The following is a 25,184-nucleotide window of genomic DNA, read 5'->3' as shown; positions in this document are numbered from 1 at the left end:
GCCGCGTGAAAGTAACCATTGTAGAAAAGCAATCGATGAAGATGGCTGTCATTAAAAGTGTCCGTAATGGGAGCGATGTAAGACAGGCTTGGAAACGGGTTCAACAATTGTTGAAGGGGCATCCTGCGGTCGGCAACGATGAATATGGGCATGTGCTCATTCCGGAATGGCAGTGGCCTACCGAGGTTACGACACTATGGACAGGCGTTGAAGTGAACAGCTTCGACAACCTTCCTGAAGGTCTAGAGACGATTACGATTCCGGCGCGTCGTTTCGCCAGAATTACGGTTAAGGGCAATAGAGAGCGGATGAACGAGACTTACGCCTATTTGGGCGAATGGTTCGGAACCGAGGGATATGAGCGAGATATGAACGAAGGGTCGTACGGCTATGAAGCAAATCGGCTGATGCCGATTAATCCCTTTGATATCCCGGCGAATGAGATCGATGAATTCGATTTCGATATTTATGCCCCGATTAAGGAAAGCCAGTCGGTACAGTCGGATCGTTTTCCGGCCATCTTAAAGGTGGAGGTTCAAGCTGATAAAGCTCGTAAAATTGTCGGAATGGAAGCATTCATCCAACAATCGACAACTCCGCCGAATCTAGTTATCGGGCCGCTTTGGCATCAATTGATGCAACGTTTCGAAGAAATATCAGACCGCAGCGACAACCCGCATCATTATGGTTTGCTTAGTTACAAGCCGCCCTTCGGATCCGGTCAGGATTTTACTTACTTAGCCGGCTTTGAGGTAGGAGGCGACGCTCCATTGCCGGACGGTTTTGTCACGAGGACGATTCCCGCACGTCTCGTTGCCATCGTAACTTATCAAGGCCTGGCTAAAAACATTACGCAAGCATGGGAATTTTTCCATGGGAGTTGGCTCAGTCAATCGGGATATGAAGCGATACACGATTTCGACTATGAAGTGTACGATCATCGTTTTCATGGAGTCGACAGCACGGAGTCGATTATGGAGGTTCATTTTCCGATTCAATTGAAACAAACTTCAAACCTGCTTACGGACAAGATGATGTACGACGAAAAAGGCGGTTTCGAGCTTCAAGACATGCGGGATGCGAAAGTGCATATGGCGTGCTTCAAGGGGGCGGAATTTCACGGCATCGATCTTCGAAATGCTTCGCTGGAGCACGTTAATTTCGTCGACTCCAAGTGGCAGCATATCTTTTTCTCCAATGTCCATGTAAATATGGCGCAATTGGGTGGAACGGTATTCGAGAACATTAAACGTCCGGATGCTGCGGAAAGTCGATTTACTGAAGAAGCAGGAACGGATGGATGGATCAACGTAGAACCGGTAACGTTTCGTAATAGCGACCTGAGCACGGCGATTTTCGAAAATTGCGATTTGGTTGACGTGGATATTCGGAATTGCCGGACGGAAGGAATGCGCATTAACGGTATTCTCGTGCAAGATTTGTTGACGCATTACAAGCCGGGGAGAGAGTAAAGACCAGACTGACCGGGAGCCAATCAAACGGAGGATGTTCAGATGAAAGTGGATTCCCACCAGCATTATTGGAAGCCGAGCCGCAATGATTATGGTTGGTTGACGCCGGAAACCGGAGTATTGTACGCGGATTATATGCCGGATCAATTGCATCCGTTGCTGCAACAATACAATTTTGACAGGACAATTGTCGTACAAGCTGCGCCAACAATTGCCGAAACCGAATTTCTGTTGTCGCTTTGCGACAAGGAAGAGACGCTGGCCGGTGTCGTAGGGTGGCTGGACTTGGAATCCGACGGCTTTGCACGTGATTTTGCCCGTCTGCTGCGTAATCCGTATTTCGTGGGAATCAGGCCAATGCTGCAGGATATGGATGATGATGCTTACATTCTTCGTCCCAAAGTGATCGAATCATTGAAAGCGTTGGCCGAGGATGATTTTCCGATCGATTTGCAGCTTCGTCCGCGGCATTTGCCGCATGTTGTCCGTTTATTCGAAAAAATGCCGAAGTTAAAGGCAGTTATCGACCATTTAGCTAAACCTTATATCGCGGATGGGACCCTCGAGCCGTGGAAACAACAAATCGGTGAAATCGCCCGACATGGCAACGTCTATTGCAAATTGTCCGGCATGGTAACCGAAGCGCGGCAGCAGTGGAGCCCGGCGGATTTCATTCCGTACGTTCACCACATCGTAGACGTTTTCGGAACGGATCGCATTATGTTCGGCAGTGATTGGCCGGTATGTCTGCCTACAGAGTATGGGGAAGTCGTCAAACTGCTATTAGATGCGTTGCCCGAGACGGTCACCAATGAAGATCGGGAGAAGCTGTTTGGAAGTAATGCGATATTCTTTTATCAACTCAAATTAGGCACCGTATAAAACCCCTTCAACTGAACCACAATACCAAGCGGTACTTAACCAAGGTACTCAAAACCGAAGGGAGAATCACAATGCCACACAGACAAAATTTTTCGAATTTGGCTTCGCAATGTGAACAAGCAGTATCGCAACTGATTAACCAAACGAACCAATCGACTCAGATGTATCAGCAATTGCTGCAAAAAGAACAGCAAAATGCTACTGAGCTTGAACAGTTGGCGCAAAGAGAGCGCCAAGCCGCTCAAACGATCCAAAATGTTCTGCATGGCCATCAAATCGCTATCCAACAGTTGAATCAGATTCAAAACATGTGTAGACAAATGGAGCAAACGTTTCAATCGTCTATCGCCACCCAACCGTTTGCTAACCAACAGCAACAATCGAATTTTGCAACCAGTCCTATCGGGAACATGAATCAATATAACCCTTCGACGATGAATCAATCCCAACCGATGAACGCTAATTTCCGTTCTTTCCAGTAATTGATTTCCCTTAAATGAAAGACCCGCTCGGCCTTTGCCGAGCGGGTCTTTGCATGTTCCGGCGCACCCCGATATAATTAAGGACATCATGATGTGAAGGGGTTGCGCCGTGCCGCCACTAGACGAATTCGGACTCATTCGCGTCTGGACGGAAGGCCGTCAGTCCAAGGAAATGCTTGCAAAGGCAGGCGTTACTCTGGGCATCGGAGATGACGCGGCTGTCGTGGCTGGTTCGTCCGGCCAGGAATGGCTATTTGCCATGGACACGATGGTGGAGGAAATTCATTTCCGCAACGAGACGATGAGCGAGTCCGATGTCGGGTACAAAGCGCTCGCCGCTAATATTAGCGACATCGCTGCGATGGGCGGCATGCCGAAGTTTGCTCTTGTGTCGGTAAGCGTGCCCCCCCAATGGGATTCGAACCGGATGAAGCAATTATATGATGGAGTTTATATGTGCGCGGAGAAGTATGGGGTGGCCGTTATTGGCGGGGATACAACCTCAGCCCCGCGGCACCTTGTCGTATCTGTAACGGTCATAGGCAGCATCGAAGCTGGTAAAGCCATTCGCCGCAGCGGGGCGAAAGCAGGCCAATTCGTGTTCTTAACCGGCCCAACCGGGCTGTCGGCAGGCGGGCTGCACGGATTGCTGAAGAAACCCGCAGATGAGGGCGGTCCCGATTCGGTCCCAGTGCCGCCGCATAGACTAGTCCAAGCTCATCAACGTCCATCACCCTCGGTAAAGGCGGGAAGAATCCTATTGGAGCAAGGATGGGGAGCTTCGCTTAATGATGTGAGCGACGGCGTTGCGAGCGAGGCGTGGGAAATCGCCGAAGCATCCCATGTTAAACTCGTACTGAAGGAAACGCATCTGCCTCTATCCGGCGAGCTTGTCGCATATGCTCGCGATAATGGCATCCATCCGCTGGATTGGGTACTATACGGCGGGGAGGATTACGTCCTACTGGGTACCGCCGATAAGCGGCATGAGCTTGCGATGAAGGAGCATTTTCGCGCGGAAGGCATTCCGCTGTTTATTATCGGTGAAGTGGAGGCCGGACAACCGGAAGTGATCTTGGAAACTTCGGCAGGGGCGAGCAAGCCGATACATAAGCGAGGGTATAATCATTTTCCGAAGGGATACAACGAATAATGGAATTCATCTGGGAAGCGCCCACGGAGGCGGAAACAATCGCATTCGCCAATGCGTTGGCGCAGCTCGTTGGGCCAGGGACCGTGCTAGCCGTCGACGGGGATTTGGGCGCGGGCAAAACAAGGTTTGCGCAAGCGTTTGCTGCCGCAATCGGGGTGCCAGGGATCGTGAATAGCCCAACTTATACGATTATTAAAGAATATGTGGGCAGGGCTCTGCCTTTTTACCATATGGACGTTTATCGATTGTCGCTTGCTGAGGCCGATGAACTTGGGCTAGACGAATATTTCCATGGCGAAGGCGTAACGTTGGTCGAATGGGCGTCCATTATACAGCAGATTTTGCCTTTGGAGCGGCTGCACATCAGAATAGAGACGACCGGTCCCGTTTCACGGAAAATCATTTGCAGTCCCGTGGGGCAAAAATACGAGGAATGGTGCCGGCAATTGGAACGCAAGCAATTGGAGCATGTGACGAGGAGGAACCGCCAGCATGAATCAAAACATAAATAAAGGCGAAGATTCGTCCGTTACGGTATTGTCTTTCGATACCTCGACGGCCTCGCTCGCAGCGGCCATCGTCAGGGATGGCGTTCTGCTCGACTCCATCGTATCTTTCACCGAGCGCAATCATTCGGTCAGAATTTTATCGGAAATCAAAGAGCTGCTTAGCCGCAATGGTTTGCAGGGGAAAGATATAGATGTCGTCGCTGCAGGCCAAGGCCCCGGCTCTTATACGGGCGTCCGTATTGCGGTTACAGCGGCCAAAACGTTAGCCTGGGCATGGAACAAGCCATTGTTAGGCGTGTCCAGTTTAGAGGCTTTGGCCTTCGGGGCATGGAAGTCTCTGCAATCGGCTGACGAGAATATCGATTTTGACACGGAAACATGGATTATTCCGCTCATGGACGCGCGGCGCGGACAAGTGTATACGTCTCGTTATTCCGCAGGACATTCGGATAAATGGGATACGATAGACAAGGACGGGATTAGGTTGATCGCCGATTGGTCCGAACGTATCGAGAAAGAGGCGACGATGGATTCGCAGGTATCCTCGATCTGGTTTGTCGGTGAAATCGCACCGCATAAAGTGGCTATCGAGCAAGCCGAGCAGTCAGGAATTCGATTGAGGACTTTGACATGCGACATGGATCCCGGAGCTGTCGGCCAGCTGGCGGAGCTCCGATTTAGACGAGGCGAACGGGATGACGTGCATTCATTCGTTCCCAATTATACGCAATTGGCGGAAGCGGAAGCAAAGCTGCTTGCGGCTTCCCGGGGAGAGTGAGCGAATGAATTATCGATTGATGAATTTGAACGACATTAGCACCATCGTGGACATCGAGCGTGAATCGTTCACGGCCCCTTGGTCGGAGGAAGCGTTTCGTAACGAGCTTACGCAAAATCTTTTTGCCAAATATATGATTATGGAGCTTGAAGACACGATTGTTGGATACGGCGGCATGTGGCTTATTATCGACGAGGCGCATATCACGAACATAGCTATCAGGGAAAAGTATCGGGGTCTAGGTTACGGCAAGAAACTGCTGCACGAAATGATGAGAACCGCTCTCTGGCTAGGCGCGCAACGTATGACTTTGGAGGTTCGGGTATCGAACGAAAGGGCGCAAGCCTTGTATCGTAAAATGGGATTTTATCCTTCGGGGGTCCGTCCTGCGTATTATTCCGACAATTTGGAAGATGCTCTCATCATGTGGGCGGATCTGGTGCCGGAGGACATCGGCGACTCGGAAACCGCGGGCGCTGTGGAAGGGGAAGAGGCATGAGCGCATCGAACAATACGGCCAACGTGGCTAAAGCGGCTAATGCGGGTTCGCTCTCTCCGAACAGCTCTTATTTGCTGCTCGCCATTGAAACTAGCTGCGATGAAACCTCGGTCGCGGTCGTTCGAGACGGACGGAACGTTTTATCGAATATTATCTCTAGCCAGATCGACACTCATCGGCAATTCGGCGGTGTCGTACCGGAGATAGCCTCTCGCAAACACGTGGAAAGCATCACCATAATCGTTGAAGAAGCCATACGCGAGGCGGATATAAGCTTGGAAAATATCGACGCCGTGGCGGTTACGCAGGGGCCGGGTCTTATCGGGGCTTTGCTGGTCGGCGTTGTCGCCGCCAAAAGCTTGTCTTTGGCGTTAGACGTTCCGCTCATCGGGACGCATCATATTGCAGGGCATATTTACGCCAATCATTTAATCGGCGATATCGTATATCCGGCGCTTGCGCTTGTCGTGTCCGGCGGGCATACCGAGCTTGTGCTGCTGGAGCAAGAAGGCAAGTTCCGCATAATCGGGCGGACTCGGGACGACGCGGTCGGCGAAGCTTATGACAAGGTCGCTAGAGCGCTTCAATTCCCCTACCCGGGTGGTCCTTACGTCGATAAGTTGGCTCAGGAAGCGACTGAGGAAGTCGTGCTTCCGCGCTCTTGGTTGGAGCCGGATTCGTATGATTTCAGCTTTAGCGGGTTGAAATCAGCCGTTCTTGCGGAAATTAACCGTTCCCGGATGAAGGGCGAGTCTCCCGATTTCTCCGCTTTGGCTCGCGGCTTTCAGAACTCGGTCATCGACGTGGTGACGGTTAAGGCAATGAAAGCCGCTAAAGAATTCGGCGTTAAGCAGATGCTTCTGTGCGGGGGAGTTGCGGCAAACAAGGGGTTGCGTGAAAGGCTGGCCTCCCTGTGCGGGGATGTCGGTTTGCCCTTGCTTATTCCAACGAACAAGCTGTGCACGGACAATGCCGCGATGATTGCCGCTGCAGCCGATTTGAAATGGCGCCGGGGCGAGTTTTCAACGTTGGATCTGAAGGCGGAGCCGATATTGTCGTTGGAAGACTGGTCGGTTGGAAGCTGAGAAGAAACGGATCCGTGAAAAAAATAGTTCGATTGGGAATTGACAGATTATTTTCTGGTGAATATAATAAGAACCAATCCCCAAGGGGAACATACTTCAACAAACGCGAAGAACAGGAACAGTAGGAGTGACCCGGAAATTCAGAGAGCTGCGGGATGGTGCAACGCAGTAGAAGGGAACCCGAAACTCGCCTGGGAGCGGATGGATGGAACACTCGGATGGTATACGATTATCCGGTGCGTACATCTTTACGACTAACCCCCGTGACAGGGTCCAAGCGGATATTTCCTGCCCGTATAGGCGATGGAAATATCAACAAGAGTGGTACCGCGGATGGCTAAATAAGCCCACCGTCTCTTATACAGAGATGGTGGGCTTTTATATTTGTATACGCGATGAACGGGAGCATTAGGAATTCCTCGGGAACAGAGAACTGCGGGTTGGTGCGACGCAGCCGAAGAGGAATCCGAACTCGCCCGGGAGCGGAACGGTGGAAATGGATTCGGTGTTTGCGGCCGGCCTCAAGTACACCGCTACGGTTGGCCCCCGCTATAGGGCGCTCGCCGGTAACGATCGACCGAACGATCGTTATCGGCGCACAAGTGGGAGGACCCGTTCGTCCGTCGGAAGACGAACCCCTCCAAGCAGAGTGGTACCGCGGCGGCTTACAAGCCCGTCGTCTCTAGCCTTAAGAGACGACGGGCTTTTTGAGTTATCCGGCAGCGGGAACAGCCAGCGCAGCTGCTCTGTTCCGGATACCTTTGGCCCGTCGTACTCTTGGATTTATCGGACCATCCCTGACGGGGTGGAAATCTAAGGAGGTTAACTGTAATGACAACAACTACAGATTCAATGATCGCTGCCGCTAAACGTCGCATTCAAATTTTCGATACGACGCTTAGAGACGGAGAGCAAGCCCCGGGAGCTTCGATGAAGCCCGAACAGAAAATCGTTATCGCTCGCCAACTCGCTCGCCTAGGCGTAGATATTATTGAACCTGGCTTTGCGATTTCGAGCCCCGGAGAATTTCAAGCGATCCAACAGATTTCCCGCGAGTTGCAGAACGTAGAAATATGCGGGTTCGCCCGCTGCGTCAAGGCAGACATCGATTCCGCCATTGCGGCTACGCAGGATGCCTTCCGTCGACGGCTGCATCTATTTATTTCCGCTTCGCAAATCCATCTGGATTTTCAACTGCGCAAGACGCAAGACGAGGTCATTGAAATGCTTCGCGGAATGATTGCCTATGGCAAGCAATTCGTCGATCAAATCGAATTTTCCCCTATGGATGCATCGCGCTCCAGCGAAGAATTCCTGTTCAGGGTCGTAGAAGCTGCGATCGAAGAAGGGGCAACCATCATTAATATCCCGGATACGATGGGGTACGCGCTGCCGGAGGAATTCGGTCCATTGTTCACCCGAGTCCGTGAAGGCGTGCGGGGCGGAGATAAAGTCATTTACAGCACCCATTGCCATAACGACTTGGGCTTGGCGGTTGCCAACAGCTTGGCTGCCATCCGTCATGGCGTAACTCAAGTCGAGGTAAGCGTGAATGGCGTCGGCGAGCGTGCAGGCAACTGTTCTTTGGAGGAGCTTGTCATGGCTATCGAGACTCGAGGCGAATCCATGGGCGTCGAAACCGGAATTTCCACCGAGCATATTTACGAAACTTCGCGTTTGGTTAGCCGCACGATGCATTTTCCGATTGCTTTTAACAAACCGATTGTCGGCCGCAACGCCTTTCAACACGAGTCGGGAATCCACCAGGATGGCCTGCTGAAAAATCGCAACACTTACGAGATCATGGATCCGGAGGCAATGGGTATTCCTCGCAGCATGATTATCCTTGGCAAGCACTCAGGACGTCATGCGATCAAACATCGGGTCACCGAATTCGGAGTCAAGCTTGGCGATACCGAGATGGAGGACTTGTATAACCGTTTCAAAGAGAAAGCCGATGAGCAGAAAATCATTACGGATGACGTTCTGATGCAGTTGGTCGGAGAATCTACGGACTCCATCGTGCAGCCGTACTCGTTGGTCGATCTTCAAGTATTGGCCGGGTCGAACCGTTCCCGCATGGCTTCCGTTACGATTTTTAGCTCGGAAAATGGCAAGGAGCATACTTATACGGGAGCGGGAGAAGGACCGTTGGAGGCGGTTATCCAATGCATCCGGGAGGCGATGCCGGTCGATGCCGTATTCGAAGATCTGGAGCTGCACTCCTTGTCCACGGGCGAGGATGCTTTCGGCGAAGCGATTGTTACGGTCGTCAGCGGAGGCCAAAGAAATATCGGAACGGCGATACACCGGGACATCATATTGGCGGCTGCCCGGGCTTATGTATCGGCAGTTAACGGTGTAATCATGGCGCAGCGTTCGGTGAAAATGCGCAAAGAAGCGTCAGGGGAATGAGCGACGTTAATCCGACGGAGAAAGTCGTGCAGTACTACGATTCGTTCGATGAGTGGGGGCGACTCGATCGGGAGCCGATCGAGTTTCTCGTTAACTGTCACCATGTCCGGACGAATCTCCCTGCTGAAGGCCGCCTCCTGGATATCGGGGCCGGCCCTGGAAAGTACTCGATCGCGTTAGCTGATTGGGGATATGAGATCACTTTGGCGGACCTCTCGCCACGACTCGTAGAGATGGCGAGACTTAAAGCGCGGGAGGCAGGAGTGGAGCAACGGTTTGCCGGTTTTCACGTTGCCGATGCACGGGACTTGAGCGCCTTTGCGGATGAACAATTTGACGCTTGTTTAATGCTTGGACCGCTATACCATCTGCAAACGGTGGAGGATAGGATTAAGGCCGTTAATGAATTGCGCCGGGTGACGAAGAAAGGCGGTCTAGTATTCGCAGCGTTCATGTCCAGATTAAGACATCTCGCTACTTCTTTGATGTTTCCTGAAGCGTGGAAACCGAATCATACCGTCCAAGGAGTATCGGATTTTCTTGAGACGGGAGTTTTCAACCATAGCGACGAAGGCAGGTTCACGGGCGCTTATTACTTCGACATCGATGAGATCAAGCCATTCATGGAGTCTAACGGGTTCGAGAGCTTGAAGCTTATTGGATCGGGGAGCGTTGCCGGAGCGTTGAATTCGGAGCAATGGAACTATTGGAAGAAGCGTGGAGACGAAGAATTCGGGCAAATGATGCAAATCATCATGAAAGCATCGGAAAGCCCTTATATTCTAGGGACTTCGTCGCACCTGCTGTATGTTGGACGGAGAAAATAAATTTTACGTCGGGGGACTGTTCGATAAGTGAAGCGCTTATTGAGCAGTCTCTTTGCTATATTTGGCCGCTACCCCTCTCTGTTACCTCAACAAGCGATGTGGACAAACTTATCCACACCGCTTGTGCATAATGTGGATAAACCCCGAAAGGCGCTGCTACACAAGGAGTTGATTGTTGCTGAAAGTGGGATTAGTTTTTCACAGTTTGAGTGTGTATATTGTGGATATTGTGGATAAATCGGTGGAAAACTGTTCCTTTCCATCAACAAACCAACAAAAAAGCTTGCGCCGCCAAGAGTTGAGAGGGTTTATCAACAGATCCCTGTTCGCTCTTAAAGCACGCAAGCTGTGTATAACCATGTGAACAACTTTTTACCAGAATAGCGATTTTACTTCCCGTTAACGGAGAGTACGAGCAGAATTTACTCTTCCATCAAAGCTTCCCAACTCTGATAAGCGGCATCCAATGCCGTACGCGTTTTTTCCGCTTCGGCTTGTTTATCCCGCAGCTTCATATAATCCGTGACCATCTCGGGAGAGGCCATCGCAAGCTCGAGCTCGGCTAGCTCACCCTCTAACCTGGCAATATCGGCTTCGGCTTGCTCCCGTTTTCGCTGGCGAGCTCGTTCTTCCCGTTTAGCCTGCTTATCCGCCTCGTAGTCGCTCACAACAGGTTGCGAAACTTGAGAGTTAACGGCGTTTAATGACGATTGCCATTCTTTCATTTCTTGTTTTTTGGCGACCATTTCGTCATAATTTCCCAGGAAATGCTCAGCCCCGTCCGGTGCTAATTCGACAATCCGGTCGGCAATCCGATTCAGGAAGTAACGATCATGGGAAACGAAGATCAAAGTACCGTCATATTCGTCCAATGCGGCTTCCAGCACTTCCCGGCTCATTAGGTCGAGATGATTCGTCGGCTCATCCAGCAGGAGCACGTTGGCTTTGCGCAACATGAGCTTCGATAATGCTACTCGCGCCTTTTCGCCGCCGCTAAGCGCGCTGACTTTCTTGCGAACGTCGTCGCCGCTGAATAGAAAATTGCCAAGAACCGTGCGAATCTCCGCTTCGGGAAGCATAACAAAAGCGCTCCACACTTCCTCTAACACCGTGTTGGAGGGATTCAGCTCGCGCTGCTCTTGATCGTAGTAACCAATCGACACTCCTACGCCCCATTCAATAACGCCGGTACGAAGCGGCAATTTATCGATCAGCGCCCTTAGCAAAGTCGTTTTACCTACGCCATTCGGTCCAAGGAGGGCAAGTCGTTCCCCTCTTTTCACCTCGAAGGATACATTCCGAAACAAAGGCGCCATCTCTTCTTTAGGAGCGGCGGAACAATTAATGGCCCTAAGTACTTCCTTGCCGCTTCTGCGCTCCGTTGAGAACGAGAAGCTCGCCTGACGCAAACTGTTCGGCTTCTCTAACCGTTCAATTCTCTCCAGCGCGTTACGCCTGCTCTGGGCACGGCGGGTCGTGGAGGCGCGAACGATGTTGCGCTGAACGAAATCTTCCATGCGCGAAATCTCTTTGCGCTGCTGTTCATACAGTTTAAGCTGCTGGGCGAAGGCTGCGGCTTTCAAATCCATAAAACGGCTGTAGTTGCCTGTATAACGAATAGCTTCATGGCGCTCGATTTCAACGACAGCCGTCACGGTTGCGTCAAGGAAATAGCGGTCATGGGAGACGATGACCATCGCTCCGGCATATGAACGCAAATATTGCTCTAACCAAGTCAGCGTATCGATGTCCAGATGGTTGGTAGGCTCATCGAGCAACAATAACTCTGGCTGGACAAGCAGCAGTCTAGCAAGCGCAAGCCGCGTCCTCTGCCCCCCGCTGAGCGAGGAAACTTCGGTATCCGGCGAGAAATCGCCGAAACCCATTCCATGCAGGATGCTGCGAATACGGTTTTTCATTTCGAATCCGCCATTTTCCCGAAACTTATCGCTCGAGTCCGCATACTGCGCCAATAAGGCTTCGTAGCGCTCCGAGTTAGCGAGCTCTTCGGGATCGGCAATTCGCTCTTCCATCGTTTGCAATGCCCGCTCTTGCTCCAACAACGGGCCGAACGCCGAATTCATTTCTTCCATAAGAGTACGATGTCCTTGAAGGCCGCCGTTCTGAGCTAAATACCCCACTTTGAGCTCTCTCGGCTTGGACACCGAGCCGGTGTCGGCGGTCAGTTCTCCGGCCAGTATGCGCAAGAACGTGGATTTGCCTGCCCCGTTGACGCCGACCAAACCGATGCGATCGCGTTCGTTGATTTGAATCGATATCCCGTCCAATACGGGGGTAACGCCATAATGTTTCGTAATGCCGGATGCTTGTAAAAGCAAGAGGAATCCCTCCGAATAGTTCGTTTAATCCTTACCAACCAAGTGTACCGTAAAAACACGAGAAATGTCCAAGCCTCCGGCCTTTGGCGGAAATAGGTGAAAAATGCTAAAATGAAAGTAGATTTTCACGGAATTTTGGAGGTAGGCATGTCTTTTATGGATGAGGAACAGAGGACATCGGACAAAGGCGAGTGGCGCCGCCGCATGACGGCCGTCAGGGATGCCATGTCCCCGGATGAGCGGGAACAGCGGTCCTTGCAGCTATGCGTTTTGCTCGAGCTTGAAGTGATAAGCGTCCTCAGGAAGCGGCTTGAAAGGCCTCTGAACATTTGCGCTTATGGACCTTTCCGCTCGGAAGCATCGGCGCTGCCTCTTATAAATAAGTGCTGGAAAATGGGCGATCAAATATTTGCTCCGCGAATTTTGCCAGGCGGAGAAGGAATGGAGTTAAGGAAGGTCGAAGCATTGTCTAACTGGATTCCCGGGAAATGGGGAGTTCCGGAGCCCGATCCGCTGCATACTTCAATCAGGAACGGAATGCAGCCGCTTGATGCGGTGCTTGTGCCGGGCATTGCTTTTAACGAAATAGGCGGAAGATTGGGTTACGGCGGCGGTTACTATGATCGTCTGTATGCGGGTGAACAAGGAACGAACCATTCCGAAACAACGCTTTGGATTGGATTTGCGTTCGCAAGCCAAGTTGTCAGGGACCCGCTGCCGAGCGAGCCGCATGATCTCAGGTTAAGCGGTTTGGCAACGGATGAAAAGGTCATTTGGTTTAATTGAGGGGGGAAGATGATGGATAACGCGGAGGACGGGTTAACGCATTTCAACGAACAAGGCCGTGCAAAGATGGTAGATGTCACCGATAAAACGATAACCGCAAGGGTAGCGGTCGCCGAAGGCGAGGTTACCATGGCACCCGAGACGCTCAGACGTATCCGGGAGCGATCCGTTGGCAAAGGGGATGTGCTCGCCGTCGCGCAAATCGCGGGTATCCAAGCGGCCAAAAGGACTTCGGACTGGATTCCGATGTGTCATCCGCTCCCGCTGACCGGCGTAAACCTGCAATTCGCGGATAATGGAGCAGACACGCTGCGCATTACAGCCGAGGTGAAAACGACTGGCAAAACAGGCGTGGAAATGGAAGCGTTGACCGCTGTTTCCGCGGCTGCATTAACCGTTTATGATATGTGCAAGGCGCTGCAGAAGGATATGGTTATCGGTCCGATTAGGCTGTTAATCAAGACAGGCGGCAAAAGCGGCGATTATGCTTTGGCGGTTGAACAAACCGAGTAAGCGAGATTAAGATAGAGTTCGTACCCATGGGAGCGGAGGGATGAGGCATGCGTTGGAAAGTCGCCTTATTGACGGCAAGCGATAAAGGATCGCGCGGCGAACGCGAAGATACGAGCGCGCAGGTTATACGGGAATTAATTGAGGAAGAACTGGTTGGAGACATCGTAGATTATCGTATCGTGCCGGACGATCAAGACGAAATTCGTGCCGCTCTTATCGAAATGGCCGATTATTTTCAAGCCGATCTCGTATTGACGACCGGAGGCACGGGACTTGGGTTTAGGGATGTTACGCCTGAAGCGACGCTTATGATCGCTGAACGGATCGTTCCGGGAATCGCGGAAGCTATGCGGGCAACCGTTATTCAGCGTTCGCGCAAGGGGATGCTGTTCCGCGGCATTTGCGCGATTCGCGGCCGGACTTTGATTTTGAACTTGCCGGGCGACCCTAAGGGCGTCCATGAGCATTTAATGGCGGTTATGGACATGCTGCCGGAAGCGCTCGATCAGGTGAAAGGCTTGCGGAGGGAGACGCTAGGATGACGGACTCCGGAATGTCCCCGCGGCAGGGGACGACTGTCATAAGCTCCTCCGTGCTCAGGGAAGTTAAAGTGGAGGAAGCCGTCGGAATGGTGCTGGCCCATGATCTCACGCAGATCGTTCCCGGCCAGTTCAAAGGCAGATTGTTTCGCAAAGGCCATGTCGTCGTAAGCGACGATATTCCCAAGCTGAAGGATATCGGCAAAGAGAATTTGTACGTCATCGAGCTTGCGGACACCGATCTTCACGAAGACGAAGCCGCGCTCCGGATGGCGGTAGCCTTAGGCGGGGACAACACGGCTTATGGCGAGCCGCATGAAGGCAAAGTTTCCATTAAATCCGAGATCACGGGGTTAGCCTGCATCGCCCGCGAAGTCGTGGATGAGATTAACCGGCTTGGCGAAATCGCCCTTGCTTCGATAACGAATCATCGCGTCGTTCATCCCGGCGATGGCTTGGCGGCGACAAGGGCTATTCCGCTCATTGTCCCGGAACTGAAGGTTCAAGACGTTGAAAGAATAGCTGGCGATTACCGGAAGAAATATGGATCGTCTCCCGTCAGCGTTCGTCCCTTCCGTTCAATGAAAATTGGTCTGCTGACGACGGGGAGCGAAGTGTTCTCGGGTCGGATTACCGACAAGTTCGGTCCTGCGGTTCGGGCTAAGCTTGAAGCCCTTGGCTCGGAGGTAGCGGAACAAAAGTTCGTCCCTGATGATCGACATACAATTGTCAAGGATATTCACTATTTCCTTGAACAAGGGTATGATATGATACTCGTAACAGGCGGAATGTCCGTAGATCCTGACGACCGAACTCCAGGTGCCATTGCCGAGGCGGGAACCGATATCGTGAGTTATGGAACGCCGATGCTGCCGGGCTCGATGCTGTTGTTCGGATATTTGCGAGGCGTGCCTATATTCGGTTTGCCGGGCTGCGTCATGCATGATCCTTATACGTCTTTTGATGTTTTGTTGCCGAGAGTATTGGCTGGAGATACCGTTGTGAAGGAAGATATCGTCGGAATGGGCTACGGCGGATTGTATCGCTGCTAGAGGATTCCCAAGGTTAAGCAGGCTAGGAAAAGGAACGGAGGTTAATCTTATGTCCGGTATTGGTGCATCGGGAATTATTTTGCTCGTACTTATCGCGCTGCTGCTGTTTGGTCCGAATAAGCTCCCCGAGCTGGGAAGAGCTTTTGGCCGCACGCTTCGCGAGTTCAAGAAAGGCGCTAACGATCTGATGGATGATTCCAAGGATCGTCCGGCGAGCCGCGTGGACGTTTCTCCGGAAGAGAACGCACAACCGAAGGCGGAACGACGTCTCCCGGAATAACGGGATGAGCAATGATGACAAAAAGGGGCTGTCCCTCATCGCAGATGAATCATTTGCGAAGGGGACAGCCCTGTTGTTGCATGGAGGCGATTAACGATGAAGGAAATTCCCGGCTCCCGGCAGGAAGAGGATTGGATGCCGATCATGGAGCATATTGGTGAGCTGCGCAAGCGGATCATCTATTCTTTAATTGTATTTGTTCTCGGGTTAGTCGGGGGATTATTCGGCGCGCAGCCCGTGTTCGATTTTTTAGTGGCTGCCGCACCCGTAAAGAATTTGGATCTCCATGCGTTTTCCCCTTGGGACGCAATCGGGCTGTACATGAAGTTCGCGATTCTGATTTCCTTTATAGTCGCCATCCCGTTTACGATGTTCCAACTGTGGGCTTTCGTTAAACCCGCGCTCGGGAAAAAGGAACAAAGAGCTACGTTGCAATTTGTACCTTGGGCTTTAATCATGTTCCTGATAGGGCTTGCCTTTTCATACTTTGTCGTCTTTCCAATGGCTTTTTTATTCACAGAGAAAGTTACCCATAACCTAGGGTTGGAACAAACCTACGGAGTGACTCAGTATTTCTCGTTTTTGTTTAATATCCTGTTACCGATTTCGTTGTTGTTCGAGCTTCCGTTGATTATTTTATTTTTAAGTCAAATCGGCATACTTAACCCTCGCATCCTTCAAAAAATGCGCAGGCTGGCGTGGTTTATCCTCATTATCATAGGAGTTACGGTTACGCCGCCGGACGTTGTCTCGGATTTATTGGTAGCCGTGCCGCTCGTCCTGCTCTATGAACTAAGCGTGCTTTTGTCAAGAATGGCGTACGGCAAACGGATGAGAGCTCGGGAAAATAAAGAGCGTGAGTTAGAAGAGAAAGAAGATTAAGGAAATCAGACAGGCGGGGTAGTTAAAAATGCCGTCTCTTCCCAGGACTAAAGTCCGACAGTCAATATCATGCAGAAAGAAGCAAAAAGTACCAAATTTCGATAGTCCAAAAGACGAAATTATGATACACTTGTTTCAAGAAAGGGCTTACATCGGCTGTTAGAATCCGGGAGGGACAAGTGCATGCGTGATTTGACTTTAGGTCGCAAAATTATGATTGGCTACGGAGGGATGATTGTATTACTGGTTTTGGCTTTAGTGCTAATGATTACGGGGATGGATCTTGCGGACCATAAGGCAATGTTCATTGAAGTTATCATTATTTTCGTCGCATTGGCGGGAGCAGCCGGTTTCGGTTCGATGTGGCTTGCGCGCAACCTTACCGAATCTATCGGCGGAGTAACGGCAACGCTTCGTAACATTGCATCCTCGGGTGGAGATTTAACAAGACGCATACATATCCGTTCTACCGATGAGATGGGCGATCTTGCCAACGCGGCCAACCAGATGCTGGACGGCTTGCAGAAGATGATGAAAGAGCTTCGCGACAGTACGGCGGAGCTGGCGGCGTCAGCAATCCAGCTTAAACAAGGCGCAGACGAGAATGCACGGGTAAGCAGCGAAGTGTCCAAAGCGGTAGAGAAGGTGGCCGCAGGCTCGGAGACGCAAGTCGCGCAGTCGCAAGAGATATCCGCTACGATGCAAGAGACGCTGGACGGCTTGAATCAAGTAGCCGCCACGACAACGGCAGTTTCCGATGCGGCGTTATCAACGGTTAGCCGCGCGGAGGCAGGCTCCGAATTGCTGCAATCGACATCGGGAGAGATCGCACAAGTAGAGAAGGCATTCCGTTCCCTGCAGGAAGTTGTCAGGGGCCTCAACCATAAGTCAGAGCAAGTAAGGGAAGTTATCGGGTACATATCGGAAGTTGCTAACCAGACGAACCTGCTCGCCCTTAACGCCGCGATTGAAGCTGCTCGCGCGGGCGAACATGGCCGCGGATTTGCGGTCGTTGCCGGAGAAATCCGGAAGTTGGCCGATCAAACGCAGCAATCCGCAGTGCAAATCGGGGATACGATCGGTACGATGTCCAGGGATATCGGCCAGGTGGCCACAATGTTCGAACAGAGCGCGGGTCAAGTATTCTCGGCCGTTTCCGGCATGCAGAACGCGGAAGAAACTTTCCGCGACATCGTAAGCAAAGTCGGATCGCTTAGTTCTAATATCGTTGATGTTGCTGCTTCCGTAGAGCAAATGTCAGCCGGCAGCACCTCTGTAGTGAAATCGATTCAAGATATTTCGCGCATAACGGAAGAGACGGCTTCTTTCACCGAGCAAGTATCGGCGATGACAGAGCAGCAATTGTCCTCTACGGAAGAGATGGCGCTCACGGCAGAGAAGCTGAGCACGATGGCTTCCCGCTTGAAAGGTTTGGTCGGCAATTTCAAGACTTGATAATAGGCATGACTCCAGAGGGAACAATGGAAAGCGTGCCAGTTCGGTGCGGATCCGCAGTAAATGCGGATTCGCATTTTTTTATGGAGAATTTTAACGTAAAGGACTTGAAAACCTTCCGCAAAAACCGTATCATAGAAAATGGTTATTAGCACTTAACACAATTGAGTGCTAACAGAGCAACAATGGCTTTAAGTTAAAAAACTTACACCTATTTAAGAAGGAGGCTATTTACATGATTAAACCTTTGGGTGACCGCGTTCTCGTAGAAGCGAACGCAAAAGAAGAAAAAACGATCAGCGGTATCGTATTGCCGGATAACGCGAAAGAAAAGCCGCAAGAAGGAACGATTATCGCGGTGGGAAGCGGAGCTTTAACTAAAGACGGTGAACGGATCGCGCTTGAAGTCAAAGAAGGCGACCGTGTATTGTTCTCTAAATATGCGGGTACGGAAATCAAATATGAGGGTAAAGAATATTTGATCATGAAAGAAAGCGATATTCACGCAATCGTAGGCTAATTAGCTCTACGGTACAGACATAATCAGCAAGTCCGGAGACGGCAAAACATAGTTATAGATCTTAAGGAGGGTAATTAAAAATGGCTAAGGAAATTAAATTCAGCGAAGATGCTCGCCGCGCAATGCTTCGCGGAGTAGACGCATTGGCGAACGTAGTAAAAGTAACGCTTGGACCAAAGGGTCGTAACGTCGTTCTGGAGAAAAAATTCGGTTCTCCGCTTATCACGAACGATGGCGTGACAATTGCCAAAGAAATCGAGCTGGAAGATGCATTCGAGAACATGGGTGCGCAGCTTGTTAAGGAAGTAGCAACGAAAACGAACGATATCGCCGGTGACGGTACAACAACTGCAACGGTTCTGGCTCAAGCGATGATTCGCGAAGGCCTCAAGAACGTAACTGCCGGCGCTAACCCTATGGTCGTTCGTAAAGGAATCGACAAAGCGGTTAGAGCGGCTGTAGAAGAGCTTCAGAAGATCTCCAAACCGGTTGAAGGCCGTAATGATATTGCGCAAGTTGCTGCAATCTCCGCTGCCGACGACGAAGTAGGTCAACTGATCGCCGATGCTATGGATAAAGTCGGTAAAGACGGCGTTATTACCGTTGAAGAATCGAAAGGTTTCAATACGGATCTAGAAGTCGTTGAAGGTATGCAATTCGACCGCGGCTACATTACGCCTTATATGATTACGGATACGGATAAAATGGAAGCTAATCTCGATAATCCATTAATCCTTATTACAGACAAGAAAATTTCCAATATCCAAGAGATTCTGCCTGTCCTGGAGAAGGTCGTTCAATCCGGCAAACAATTGCTCATCATCGCAGAAGATATCGAAGGCGAAGCTTTGTCGACGCTTGTTGTTAACCGTCTGCGCGGAACGTTCACTTGCGTCGGCGTTAAAGCGCCTGGCTTCGGCGATCGCCGCAAAGCGATGCTGCAAGATATTGCTGCCCTTACCGGCGGTCAAGTAATTACGGAAGAGCTTGGTCTTGAACTGAAATCGACCACTGTTCAACAGCTCGGTACTGCACGTCAAGTGCGCGTAAATAAAGAAAACACCATCATCGTTGACGGTTCTGGCGACAAAGCCGACATCGATGCTCGCGTGAACCAAATCAAAGCTCAAATCGAAGATACGACTTCGGATTTCGACCGTGAGAAATTGCAAGAGCGTCTGGCGAAGTTGGCTGGTGGCGTTGCGGTTATCAAAGTCGGTGCAGCTACTGAAACCGAACTGAAAGAGCGCAAGCTGCGCATCGAAGATGCTTTGAACGCGACTCGCGCTGCGGTTGAAGAAGGTATCGTTTCCGGTGGCGGTACTGCACTCGTTAACGTATATAACGCTGTTGCTTCCGTTAAAGCGGAAGGCGACGAGAAAACAGGCGTGAACATTATTCTTCGCGCTCTTGAAGAGCCGATTCGCACGATCGCGGCTAACGCTGGCCAAGAAGGCTCCGTTATCGTTGAGCGTCTGAAGAAGGAAGCAGTCGGAACGGGTTATAACGCTGCAACCGGCGAATGGGTGAACATGTTCGAAGCTGGAATTATCGATCCAGTGAAGGTGACTCGCTCTGCCTTGCAGAATGCTGCATCCGTAGCGGCTATCTTCTTAACGACTGAGGCTGTCATTGCTGACAAACCTGAGAAAGATAAAGGACCTGCCGGCGGCATGCCTGATATGGGCGGTATGGGCGGCATGATGTAATAAGGGCTCGCGCCCAATAAAATAAAAGGCTTCTCACTGAGTCCAAATTGAACTCAATGAGAAGCCTTTTTTTTATTAAGAGTTGTGCAGTCCTTCAAGTAGTTGATTAAGCTTCTTATCAAAAGTGAAAATGGTATGTCCACCAATCTTTGAATATGAAAAGAGTAGCGAATCGACAAAATCGATTTTGATTTCACTGTAGACTTTTAAAGCTTCAACCAGGATACTTCTGTCATGCGTTGTTATGTTTCCATAGGAGAGTAGGTTCTGTAAGGAATCAAATATATGGACTCTTTCAACTTTATATACCTTTTCCAACACATAGACGACTTCGGCGATGACTTCATTGGGAATAAAAATGTTGTGGTCTTCAATTTTATCTCGGGCTTGTTCTAGGAAATGAATAGCATCTTGAAGCAAGTACCGCAAAATTAAATTTGCATCAACGATGTTCATGTTTTTCTTGCACACCCTTTTCCCAAGCATCTTGTTCATATTGGATTAAATCCAAGTTGGCGTACTGTTTCAATGCGCCTTTAGCGGTGGGAGAAGCGGGTATTGCCTGTTTGAATGGAGATGGGTCTCCGATAGGTAATATGATTAATTCAACATCCTGATTCCGAAGGTTTTCAGGGAGATCGACGATATGCTTTAGAGCATCACTGTTGGTTATTTTTCTGATAAAATTCATGCGTATCACCATCCTTCTTTAAAGTATAGCTTAATCAGGCGTAACTCACAATTACTAATCTTACAGTTACATCCAGTCTGAAAATCCTTACGTAAAACTGGTCTTGAAGCATGGGACAAATGGGCGGCATGATGTAATATAGCAACAACACACGAAGGCTCTCCTGCGGGAGAGTCTTTTGCGTTTTAAGCGATGTTTAATACAGCAAATGTATGTCGATTAATGTCGACTATTGACGATTATAAATGGGATGTTGTAAGATGAATTCATTCACGAAAACGATTTACTAAAACGTTTCCCTAAAACGCTTACTTTCCGTCATCGCACGGATTACGCCAGTTAAGCGAGCGCAATCCATTATGCCCCGAAGCGAGGAGAATATCGGTGTCGATTACGATCAAAGACATCGCCAGAATGGCGAATGTATCGATGACAACCGTGTCCAAGATCATTAACAGCAAGGACAAAGAAATCAGCCAGGCGACCCGTGAAAGAGTGAATCAAATCATTCGCGAGCATAATTACACGCCGAACAAAATTGCCCAAAGCATGATCACGAAGAAAACGAAAACGATCGGTCTTGTTATTCCCGACGTTCGCAACCCCTTCTTCACCGAATTGGCGCGAGGAGCGGAGGATGTCGCCAACGAGCATGGCTACAGCGTAATTTTCTGTAATTCGGATGATAATATGCAGAAGGAAGTTACTTACATTAACATGCTGGTAGAAAAGATGGTCGACGGTATCCTGCTGGCTCCCGCCGCAACCCGGGAAGAGAAGATCGAGTCCGAGATTAACATTCGATTGCCTATCATCACCATGGACCGTGAAGCGGCCATTCAAGGGATTAAGGGTCATGTAAAAATCGACAACATCAAAGGCGCATACGATGCGGTTCACTATTTGGTCGGACTGGGACACGAGGAGATCGTACTTTTCTCGGGTCCGGTCAACAACCAAACATCGATGGACCGATTAGAAGGTTACCGTAAGGCGTTGGAGGACAACGGATTGAAATTCCGGGAAGATCGCTGGTTTGCGGGCGATTTCAAAGGGAAGTGGACTGCTGAGGTCGTTCGGAGTCTGATGCGGGATTCGGTATCGTTCACGGCCCTCTTCTGCGCGAATGACTTGATCGCTATCGAAGCTATTAAGGAACTGCAGAAATGCGGCATCCGGATTCCAGAGCAGGTCAGCGTCGTCGGATTCGATGATATTCCGTTCTCATCGATGGTGAGCCCAGAGTTAACGACGGTTCGACAGCCAAGCTATGAGATCGGTGCCAAAGCAGCGGAAATGCTAGTCGGTCATCTCAAGAAGAGCGGCAAGCTTCCAAGTCCGATCACATTAATGCCGGAACTTACAATCCGCGATTCCACTAGAGCCATATTACGATCAGGAGGTGGATAAGCGAGCGCAGCAACCGCATTGAAATTGGCACACTAGCTTCTGACAGTACCATGAACTTCAAACACTCAACTAGAGAAGGGGTACGAACATGAAAAAAATGACACTGGTTATTATTCTCCTATTCACCTTTGTTCTATCGGCATGCGGCAACACGAACAATAACAATGCTCCGAGTGCAAGCGCAAGCGGTAGCGAAAGTCCATCCGCTTCTGAACCTTCCGGGGCTAAAGGATTAAAAGTGGTTCTCCTTATTCCGGGTACGTTGGGCGACAAATCGTTCTTCGATGCGGCGAACCGAGGCTTGCAATTGGTAAAAGAAAAATTGGGCGCTACGACGAAAGTTATCGAGATGGGCACCGACAAGACCAAATGGGAGCCGACATACACGGATATCGCTTCGCAGGACTGGGATATCGTGATCTCCGGCGGCTCGGAAATTTCCGAAGTGTTTAACGCAACCGCGGAAGCGCATCCGGAAAAGAAATTCATTAACTACGACACCGATGTCGAAGAGACAGCTTCCAATGTCTATGCAATGACATACGCCACGAACGAAGTTTCTTTCCTTTCCGGCGCTGTAGCGGCTTTGGCGACATCGTCCGGCTTGCCTAACACGAACCCGGACAAAGTAATCGGTTTCCTTGGCGGCATGGATATCCCGGGAATCAATGCTTTCCTCGTAGGTTATATTGAAGGCGCCAAATACGTGGATCCGGATATCAAGGTTGCCATTTCCTATGCAGGCGACTTCGCTAACCCGGCGAAAGGCAAAGAACTCTCTCTGATTCAATATAATTCTGGCGCGGACGTCATCTTTAACGTAGCAGGCGGTACAGGCCTCGGCGTGTTCGATGCGGCGAAAGAAAAGAAAAAATACGCGATCGGCGTAGACTCCGACCAAGCGATGCTGCTCAAGGATACGGACAGCGAAAAAGCGAACCTGATCATCACTTCCGCAATCAAGAAAATCGACCAAGCGATTTATAACTCGGTACAGAAAATTCAGGACGGCACGCTCGAGATGGGTAAACGTCAAGTCATGGGCTTCAATGAAGACGGCGTCGGTATTGCGGACAACGAGATCTACAAATCTCTTCTGTCTGACGAACTGAGAGCCAAAGTAGACGAAGTTAAGCAAAAACTCGTAAACAAAGAAATTAAAGTCGATAATGCAATGGGTATGGAAACTTCCGAAGTGGACAAGCTCCGCAACTCGGTTAAACCTTAATCAACATCACAATCCAACGGTTTTGTTATCTAGATGGGAATTCCTCCGCGAGGGGGACTTCCTATCTTTATCTTCACCCTTTAATTCGAATCGAATATTCCAAAGGACAAGGGGATATTTGCTATGCAGCATGAATTGCTGGAAATGCGCAACATTACTAAGGTATACCCGAACGGCGTTCTCGCGAACAGAAACGTGAACTTTGCTCTGCGCGAGGGAGAGATCCATGCCGTCGTAGGCGAGAACGGGGCAGGCAAGTCGACCCTTATGAAAATGATGTTCGGAATGGAAGAGCCGAGCGAAGGCGAGATCATCGTACGCGGAGAGACAGTGAAGCTGCACTCCCCTCAGGATGCAATCGACAGGGGCATCGGCATGGTTCATCAACACTTTATGCTGGTTCCTTCCTTTACGGTTGCGGAAAATATGGTGCTGGGGATGGAGCCGAAGAAAGGTTTGGGCATCCATTACGACGAAGCAGCCCGGATGACGCTCGAGCTATCCCGGAAATATAATCTAACCGTAGATCCGCATGCCAAAGTAGAGCACTTATCGGTCGGCATGAAACAAAAGGTGGAGATCCTGAAAGCGCTTATTCGCGGTGCCAAAATTCTCATCCTGGACGAGCCGACTGCCGTATTGACTCCGCAGGAAACGGAAGAGCTGTTCCGCGAGCTGAAGGGACTGAGGGCCGAAGGACACACGATTGTCTTCATTTCTCACAAGCTTAAGGAAGTCAAGGAGATTTGCGACCGGATTACGATCATGCGCAGCGGCAGAACCGAGGGCGTGTTCGATACAAATTCGGTAACGGAAAAAGAAATTTCCCGGCTGATGGTCGGGCGGGACGTCGTCTTGAAATATGAGAAAGACATGAAACCTTACGGGGAACCCATTCTTCAAGTTAAAAATGTCTCTAGCGGGGATGAGCAGGGTAAGCAGGTATTATCCCGCGTTCAATTTTCGGTAAGAGCCGGGGAAATCGTCGGCATTGCGGGAGTGGAAGGCAACGGACAAGCCCAATTGGTCGAAGTGTTAACGGGAAGTTTGCCTGCTTCAAGCGGAATGGTCCTCATCAGCGGTAAAGATATTGCCGCGAACAATATTCGGGAAATCCGGAAGATGGGCGTTTCCTATATTCCGGAAGACCGGATGCGCCAAGGAGCCGCCAAAGAGGCAAGCATTTCGGACAACCTGATTTCGACTCGATATAGAAGCAAGGAATGGAACAAAAGAGGCTTTATGGACGGGCGAAAGATCAGGAAGCTGGTCGATGATTTGATTTCCGATTACAAGGTTAAATGCTCGGGGCCAGCCCAGGAAATCGGGATGCTGTCCGGAGGCAACATGCAGAAGGTCGTCGTGGCCAGGGAATGTTCGACGAATCCGAAGCTGCTCATCGCGGAACAACCGACTCGTGGCGTTGATATCGGAGCCGCGCAGTTTATCCATCAGAAGTTGATCGAAATGCGGCAGGAAGGCTGCGCCATCGTGCTGGTCTCGGCTGATTTGAACGAAATCATGGAGCTGAGCGACACACTGTTGGTCATGTACGGAGGAGAGGTCGTAGCCTATATCGATCGTCCTTCGGAAGTGTCGGAAGAAGAACTTGGACTTTATATGCTGGGGTTGCAGAAACAGTCCGAGGAAGAGGTAAGGAGGGCTTCTCATCTTTAAG

The 25,184-nt window shown here is 50.5% G+C and carries 26 protein-coding genes and 1 other annotated feature; of the genes, 23 read left to right on the top strand and 3 right to left on the bottom strand.

Translation table 11 applies throughout. The features are described 5' to 3' along the window. The first annotated feature begins 5 nt into the window (after positions 1 to 5). From K7P76_RS17530 to K7P76_RS17480, 11 genes are all read left to right on the top strand, one after another. Positions 6 to 1,472: a GyrI-like domain-containing protein gene (locus tag K7P76_RS17530; RefSeq protein ID WP_232186615.1), complete on the top strand. Its 1,467-nt coding sequence runs from the start codon at positions 6 to 8 to the stop codon at positions 1,470 to 1,472. 42 nt (positions 1,473 to 1,514) lie between these two features. After that, positions 1,515 to 2,354, top strand: coding sequence for an amidohydrolase family protein (locus tag K7P76_RS17525; RefSeq protein ID WP_232186614.1), 840 nt, complete (start codon positions 1,515 to 1,517; stop codon positions 2,352 to 2,354). A 71-nt stretch (positions 2,355 to 2,425) separates the two neighbouring features. Continuing rightward, entirely contained in the window at positions 2,426 to 2,836 is a 411-nt protein-coding gene (locus K7P76_RS17520; RefSeq protein WP_232186613.1) for a hypothetical protein, read from the top strand. A 109-nt stretch (positions 2,837 to 2,945) separates the two neighbouring features. Continuing rightward, positions 2,946 to 3,989, top strand: a complete 1,044-nt coding sequence (gene thiL / locus K7P76_RS17515) for a thiamine-phosphate kinase (protein ID WP_232186612.1) — start codon at positions 2,946 to 2,948, stop codon at positions 3,987 to 3,989. After that, positions 3,989 to 4,501, top strand: a complete 513-nt coding sequence (gene tsaE / locus K7P76_RS17510) for a tRNA (adenosine(37)-N6)-threonylcarbamoyltransferase complex ATPase subunit type 1 TsaE (protein ID WP_232186611.1) — start codon at positions 3,989 to 3,991, stop codon at positions 4,499 to 4,501. Before thiL ends, tsaE begins: the two co-directional genes overlap by 1 nt. Further along, complete coding sequence (gene tsaB / locus K7P76_RS17505) at positions 4,482 to 5,276, top strand: tRNA (adenosine(37)-N6)-threonylcarbamoyltransferase complex dimerization subunit type 1 TsaB (RefSeq protein ID WP_232186610.1); 795 nt, start codon at positions 4,482 to 4,484, stop codon at positions 5,274 to 5,276. Before tsaE ends, tsaB begins: the two co-directional genes overlap by 20 nt. A gap of 4 nt (positions 5,277 to 5,280) precedes the next feature. Further along, entirely contained in the window at positions 5,281 to 5,775 is a 495-nt protein-coding gene (gene rimI, locus K7P76_RS17500; protein WP_232186609.1) for a ribosomal protein S18-alanine N-acetyltransferase, read from the top strand. Beyond that, a complete protein-coding gene (gene tsaD, locus K7P76_RS17495) occupies positions 5,772 to 6,860 on the top strand; it encodes a tRNA (adenosine(37)-N6)-threonylcarbamoyltransferase complex transferase subunit TsaD (protein WP_232186608.1) in 1,089 nt (362 codons plus the stop codon). The genes rimI and tsaD overlap by 4 nt, the downstream gene beginning before the upstream one ends. Before the next feature lie 99 nt (positions 6,861 to 6,959). Further along, positions 6,960 to 7,221, top strand: a binding site (T-box leader). A 129-nt stretch (positions 7,222 to 7,350) separates the two neighbouring features. Further along, the gene (locus tag K7P76_RS17490) at positions 7,351 to 7,677 is read left to right on the top strand and encodes a hypothetical protein (RefSeq protein WP_232186607.1); all 327 of its coding nucleotides are present in this window, start codon (positions 7,351 to 7,353) and stop codon (positions 7,675 to 7,677) included. A gap of 14 nt (positions 7,678 to 7,691) precedes the next feature. Further along, on the top strand, positions 7,692 to 9,275 hold the full coding sequence (locus tag K7P76_RS17485; protein ID WP_232186606.1) for a 2-isopropylmalate synthase: 1,584 nt from the start codon (positions 7,692 to 7,694) through the stop codon (positions 9,273 to 9,275). Next, positions 9,272 to 10,102 (top strand): class I SAM-dependent methyltransferase, encoded by an 831-nt coding sequence (locus tag K7P76_RS17480; RefSeq protein ID WP_232186605.1) that lies wholly within the window; start codon positions 9,272 to 9,274, stop codon positions 10,100 to 10,102. The genes K7P76_RS17485 and K7P76_RS17480 overlap by 4 nt, the downstream gene beginning before the upstream one ends. Positions 10,103 to 10,524: 422 nt before the next feature. Here K7P76_RS17480 and K7P76_RS17475 read toward each other — a convergent pair whose 3' ends face one another. Then, the gene (locus K7P76_RS17475) at positions 10,525 to 12,441 is read right to left on the bottom strand and encodes an ABC-F family ATP-binding cassette domain-containing protein (RefSeq protein ID WP_232186604.1); all 1,917 of its coding nucleotides are present in this window, start codon (positions 12,439 to 12,441) and stop codon (positions 10,525 to 10,527) included. A gap of 96 nt (positions 12,442 to 12,537) precedes the next feature. On the opposite strand from K7P76_RS17475, the gene K7P76_RS17470 reads away from it, so the two are divergent. The 9 genes from K7P76_RS17470 to groL all read left to right on the top strand — a co-directional run bounded on the left by K7P76_RS17470 (position 12,538) and on the right by groL (position 20,177). Further along, on the top strand, positions 12,538 to 13,227 hold the full coding sequence (locus K7P76_RS17470; RefSeq protein WP_232186603.1) for a 5-formyltetrahydrofolate cyclo-ligase: 690 nt from the start codon (positions 12,538 to 12,540) through the stop codon (positions 13,225 to 13,227). 9 nt (positions 13,228 to 13,236) lie between these two features. Next, on the top strand, positions 13,237 to 13,740 hold the full coding sequence (moaC, locus tag K7P76_RS17465) for a cyclic pyranopterin monophosphate synthase MoaC (protein ID WP_232186602.1): 504 nt from the start codon (positions 13,237 to 13,239) through the stop codon (positions 13,738 to 13,740). A 47-nt stretch (positions 13,741 to 13,787) separates the two neighbouring features. Further along, positions 13,788 to 14,282 (top strand): MogA/MoaB family molybdenum cofactor biosynthesis protein, encoded by a 495-nt coding sequence (locus tag K7P76_RS17460; RefSeq protein WP_232186601.1) that lies wholly within the window; start codon positions 13,788 to 13,790, stop codon positions 14,280 to 14,282. Then, positions 14,279 to 15,331, top strand: a complete 1,053-nt coding sequence (locus K7P76_RS17455) for a molybdopterin-binding protein (protein WP_232186600.1) — start codon at positions 14,279 to 14,281, stop codon at positions 15,329 to 15,331. The genes K7P76_RS17460 and K7P76_RS17455 overlap by 4 nt, the downstream gene beginning before the upstream one ends. A gap of 49 nt (positions 15,332 to 15,380) precedes the next feature. Then, positions 15,381 to 15,611: a twin-arginine translocase TatA/TatE family subunit gene (gene tatA, locus K7P76_RS17450; RefSeq protein WP_232186599.1), complete on the top strand. Its 231-nt coding sequence runs from the start codon at positions 15,381 to 15,383 to the stop codon at positions 15,609 to 15,611. 96 nt (positions 15,612 to 15,707) lie between these two features. After that, entirely contained in the window at positions 15,708 to 16,493 is a 786-nt protein-coding gene (tatC, locus tag K7P76_RS17445) for a twin-arginine translocase subunit TatC (protein WP_232186598.1), read from the top strand. A 183-nt stretch (positions 16,494 to 16,676) separates the two neighbouring features. Next, positions 16,677 to 17,948 (top strand): methyl-accepting chemotaxis protein, encoded by a 1,272-nt coding sequence (locus K7P76_RS17440; protein ID WP_232186597.1) that lies wholly within the window; start codon positions 16,677 to 16,679, stop codon positions 17,946 to 17,948. A 235-nt stretch (positions 17,949 to 18,183) separates the two neighbouring features. Then, a complete protein-coding gene (groES, locus tag K7P76_RS17435) occupies positions 18,184 to 18,468 on the top strand; it encodes a co-chaperone GroES (RefSeq protein WP_130605926.1) in 285 nt (94 codons plus the stop codon). Positions 18,469 to 18,548: 80 nt separating this feature from the next. Beyond that, positions 18,549 to 20,177 carry a chaperonin GroEL gene (gene groL / locus K7P76_RS17430; RefSeq protein ID WP_232186596.1) on the top strand — a complete coding sequence of 543 codons (1,629 nt, stop codon included), beginning with the start codon at positions 18,549 to 18,551 and terminating at the stop codon, positions 20,175 to 20,177. Positions 20,178 to 20,252: 75 nt separating this feature from the next. Here groL and K7P76_RS17425 read toward each other — a convergent pair whose 3' ends face one another. After that, on the bottom strand, positions 20,253 to 20,633 hold the full coding sequence (locus K7P76_RS17425) for a type II toxin-antitoxin system VapC family toxin (RefSeq protein WP_232186595.1): 381 nt from the start codon (positions 20,631 to 20,633) through the stop codon (positions 20,253 to 20,255). Next, entirely contained in the window at positions 20,620 to 20,868 is a 249-nt protein-coding gene (locus K7P76_RS17420; protein ID WP_232186594.1) for a hypothetical protein, read from the bottom strand. The genes K7P76_RS17425 and K7P76_RS17420 overlap by 14 nt, the downstream gene beginning before the upstream one ends. Positions 20,869 to 21,252: 384 nt before the next feature. Here K7P76_RS17420 and K7P76_RS17415 point away from each other — a divergent pair, with 384 nt between their 5' ends. From K7P76_RS17415 to K7P76_RS17405, 3 genes are all read left to right on the top strand, one after another. Continuing rightward, the gene (locus tag K7P76_RS17415) at positions 21,253 to 22,278 is read left to right on the top strand and encodes a LacI family DNA-binding transcriptional regulator (RefSeq protein WP_232186593.1); all 1,026 of its coding nucleotides are present in this window, start codon (positions 21,253 to 21,255) and stop codon (positions 22,276 to 22,278) included. Positions 22,279 to 22,366: 88 nt separating this feature from the next. Beyond that, positions 22,367 to 23,506, top strand: a complete 1,140-nt coding sequence (locus K7P76_RS17410) for a BMP family ABC transporter substrate-binding protein (RefSeq protein ID WP_232186592.1) — start codon at positions 22,367 to 22,369, stop codon at positions 23,504 to 23,506. Between the two features lie 123 nt (positions 23,507 to 23,629). Next, entirely contained in the window at positions 23,630 to 25,183 is a 1,554-nt protein-coding gene (locus K7P76_RS17405; RefSeq protein WP_232186591.1) for an ABC transporter ATP-binding protein, read from the top strand. Position 25,184 lies beyond the last annotated feature (1 nt).

It is taken from the genome of Cohnella silvisoli (assembly GCF_021190915.1).
GTDB classification, from domain to species: Bacteria; Bacillota; Bacilli; order Paenibacillales; family Paenibacillaceae; genus Cohnella; species Cohnella silvisoli.
This window is presented reverse-complemented; position numbering and strand designations above follow the sequence as displayed.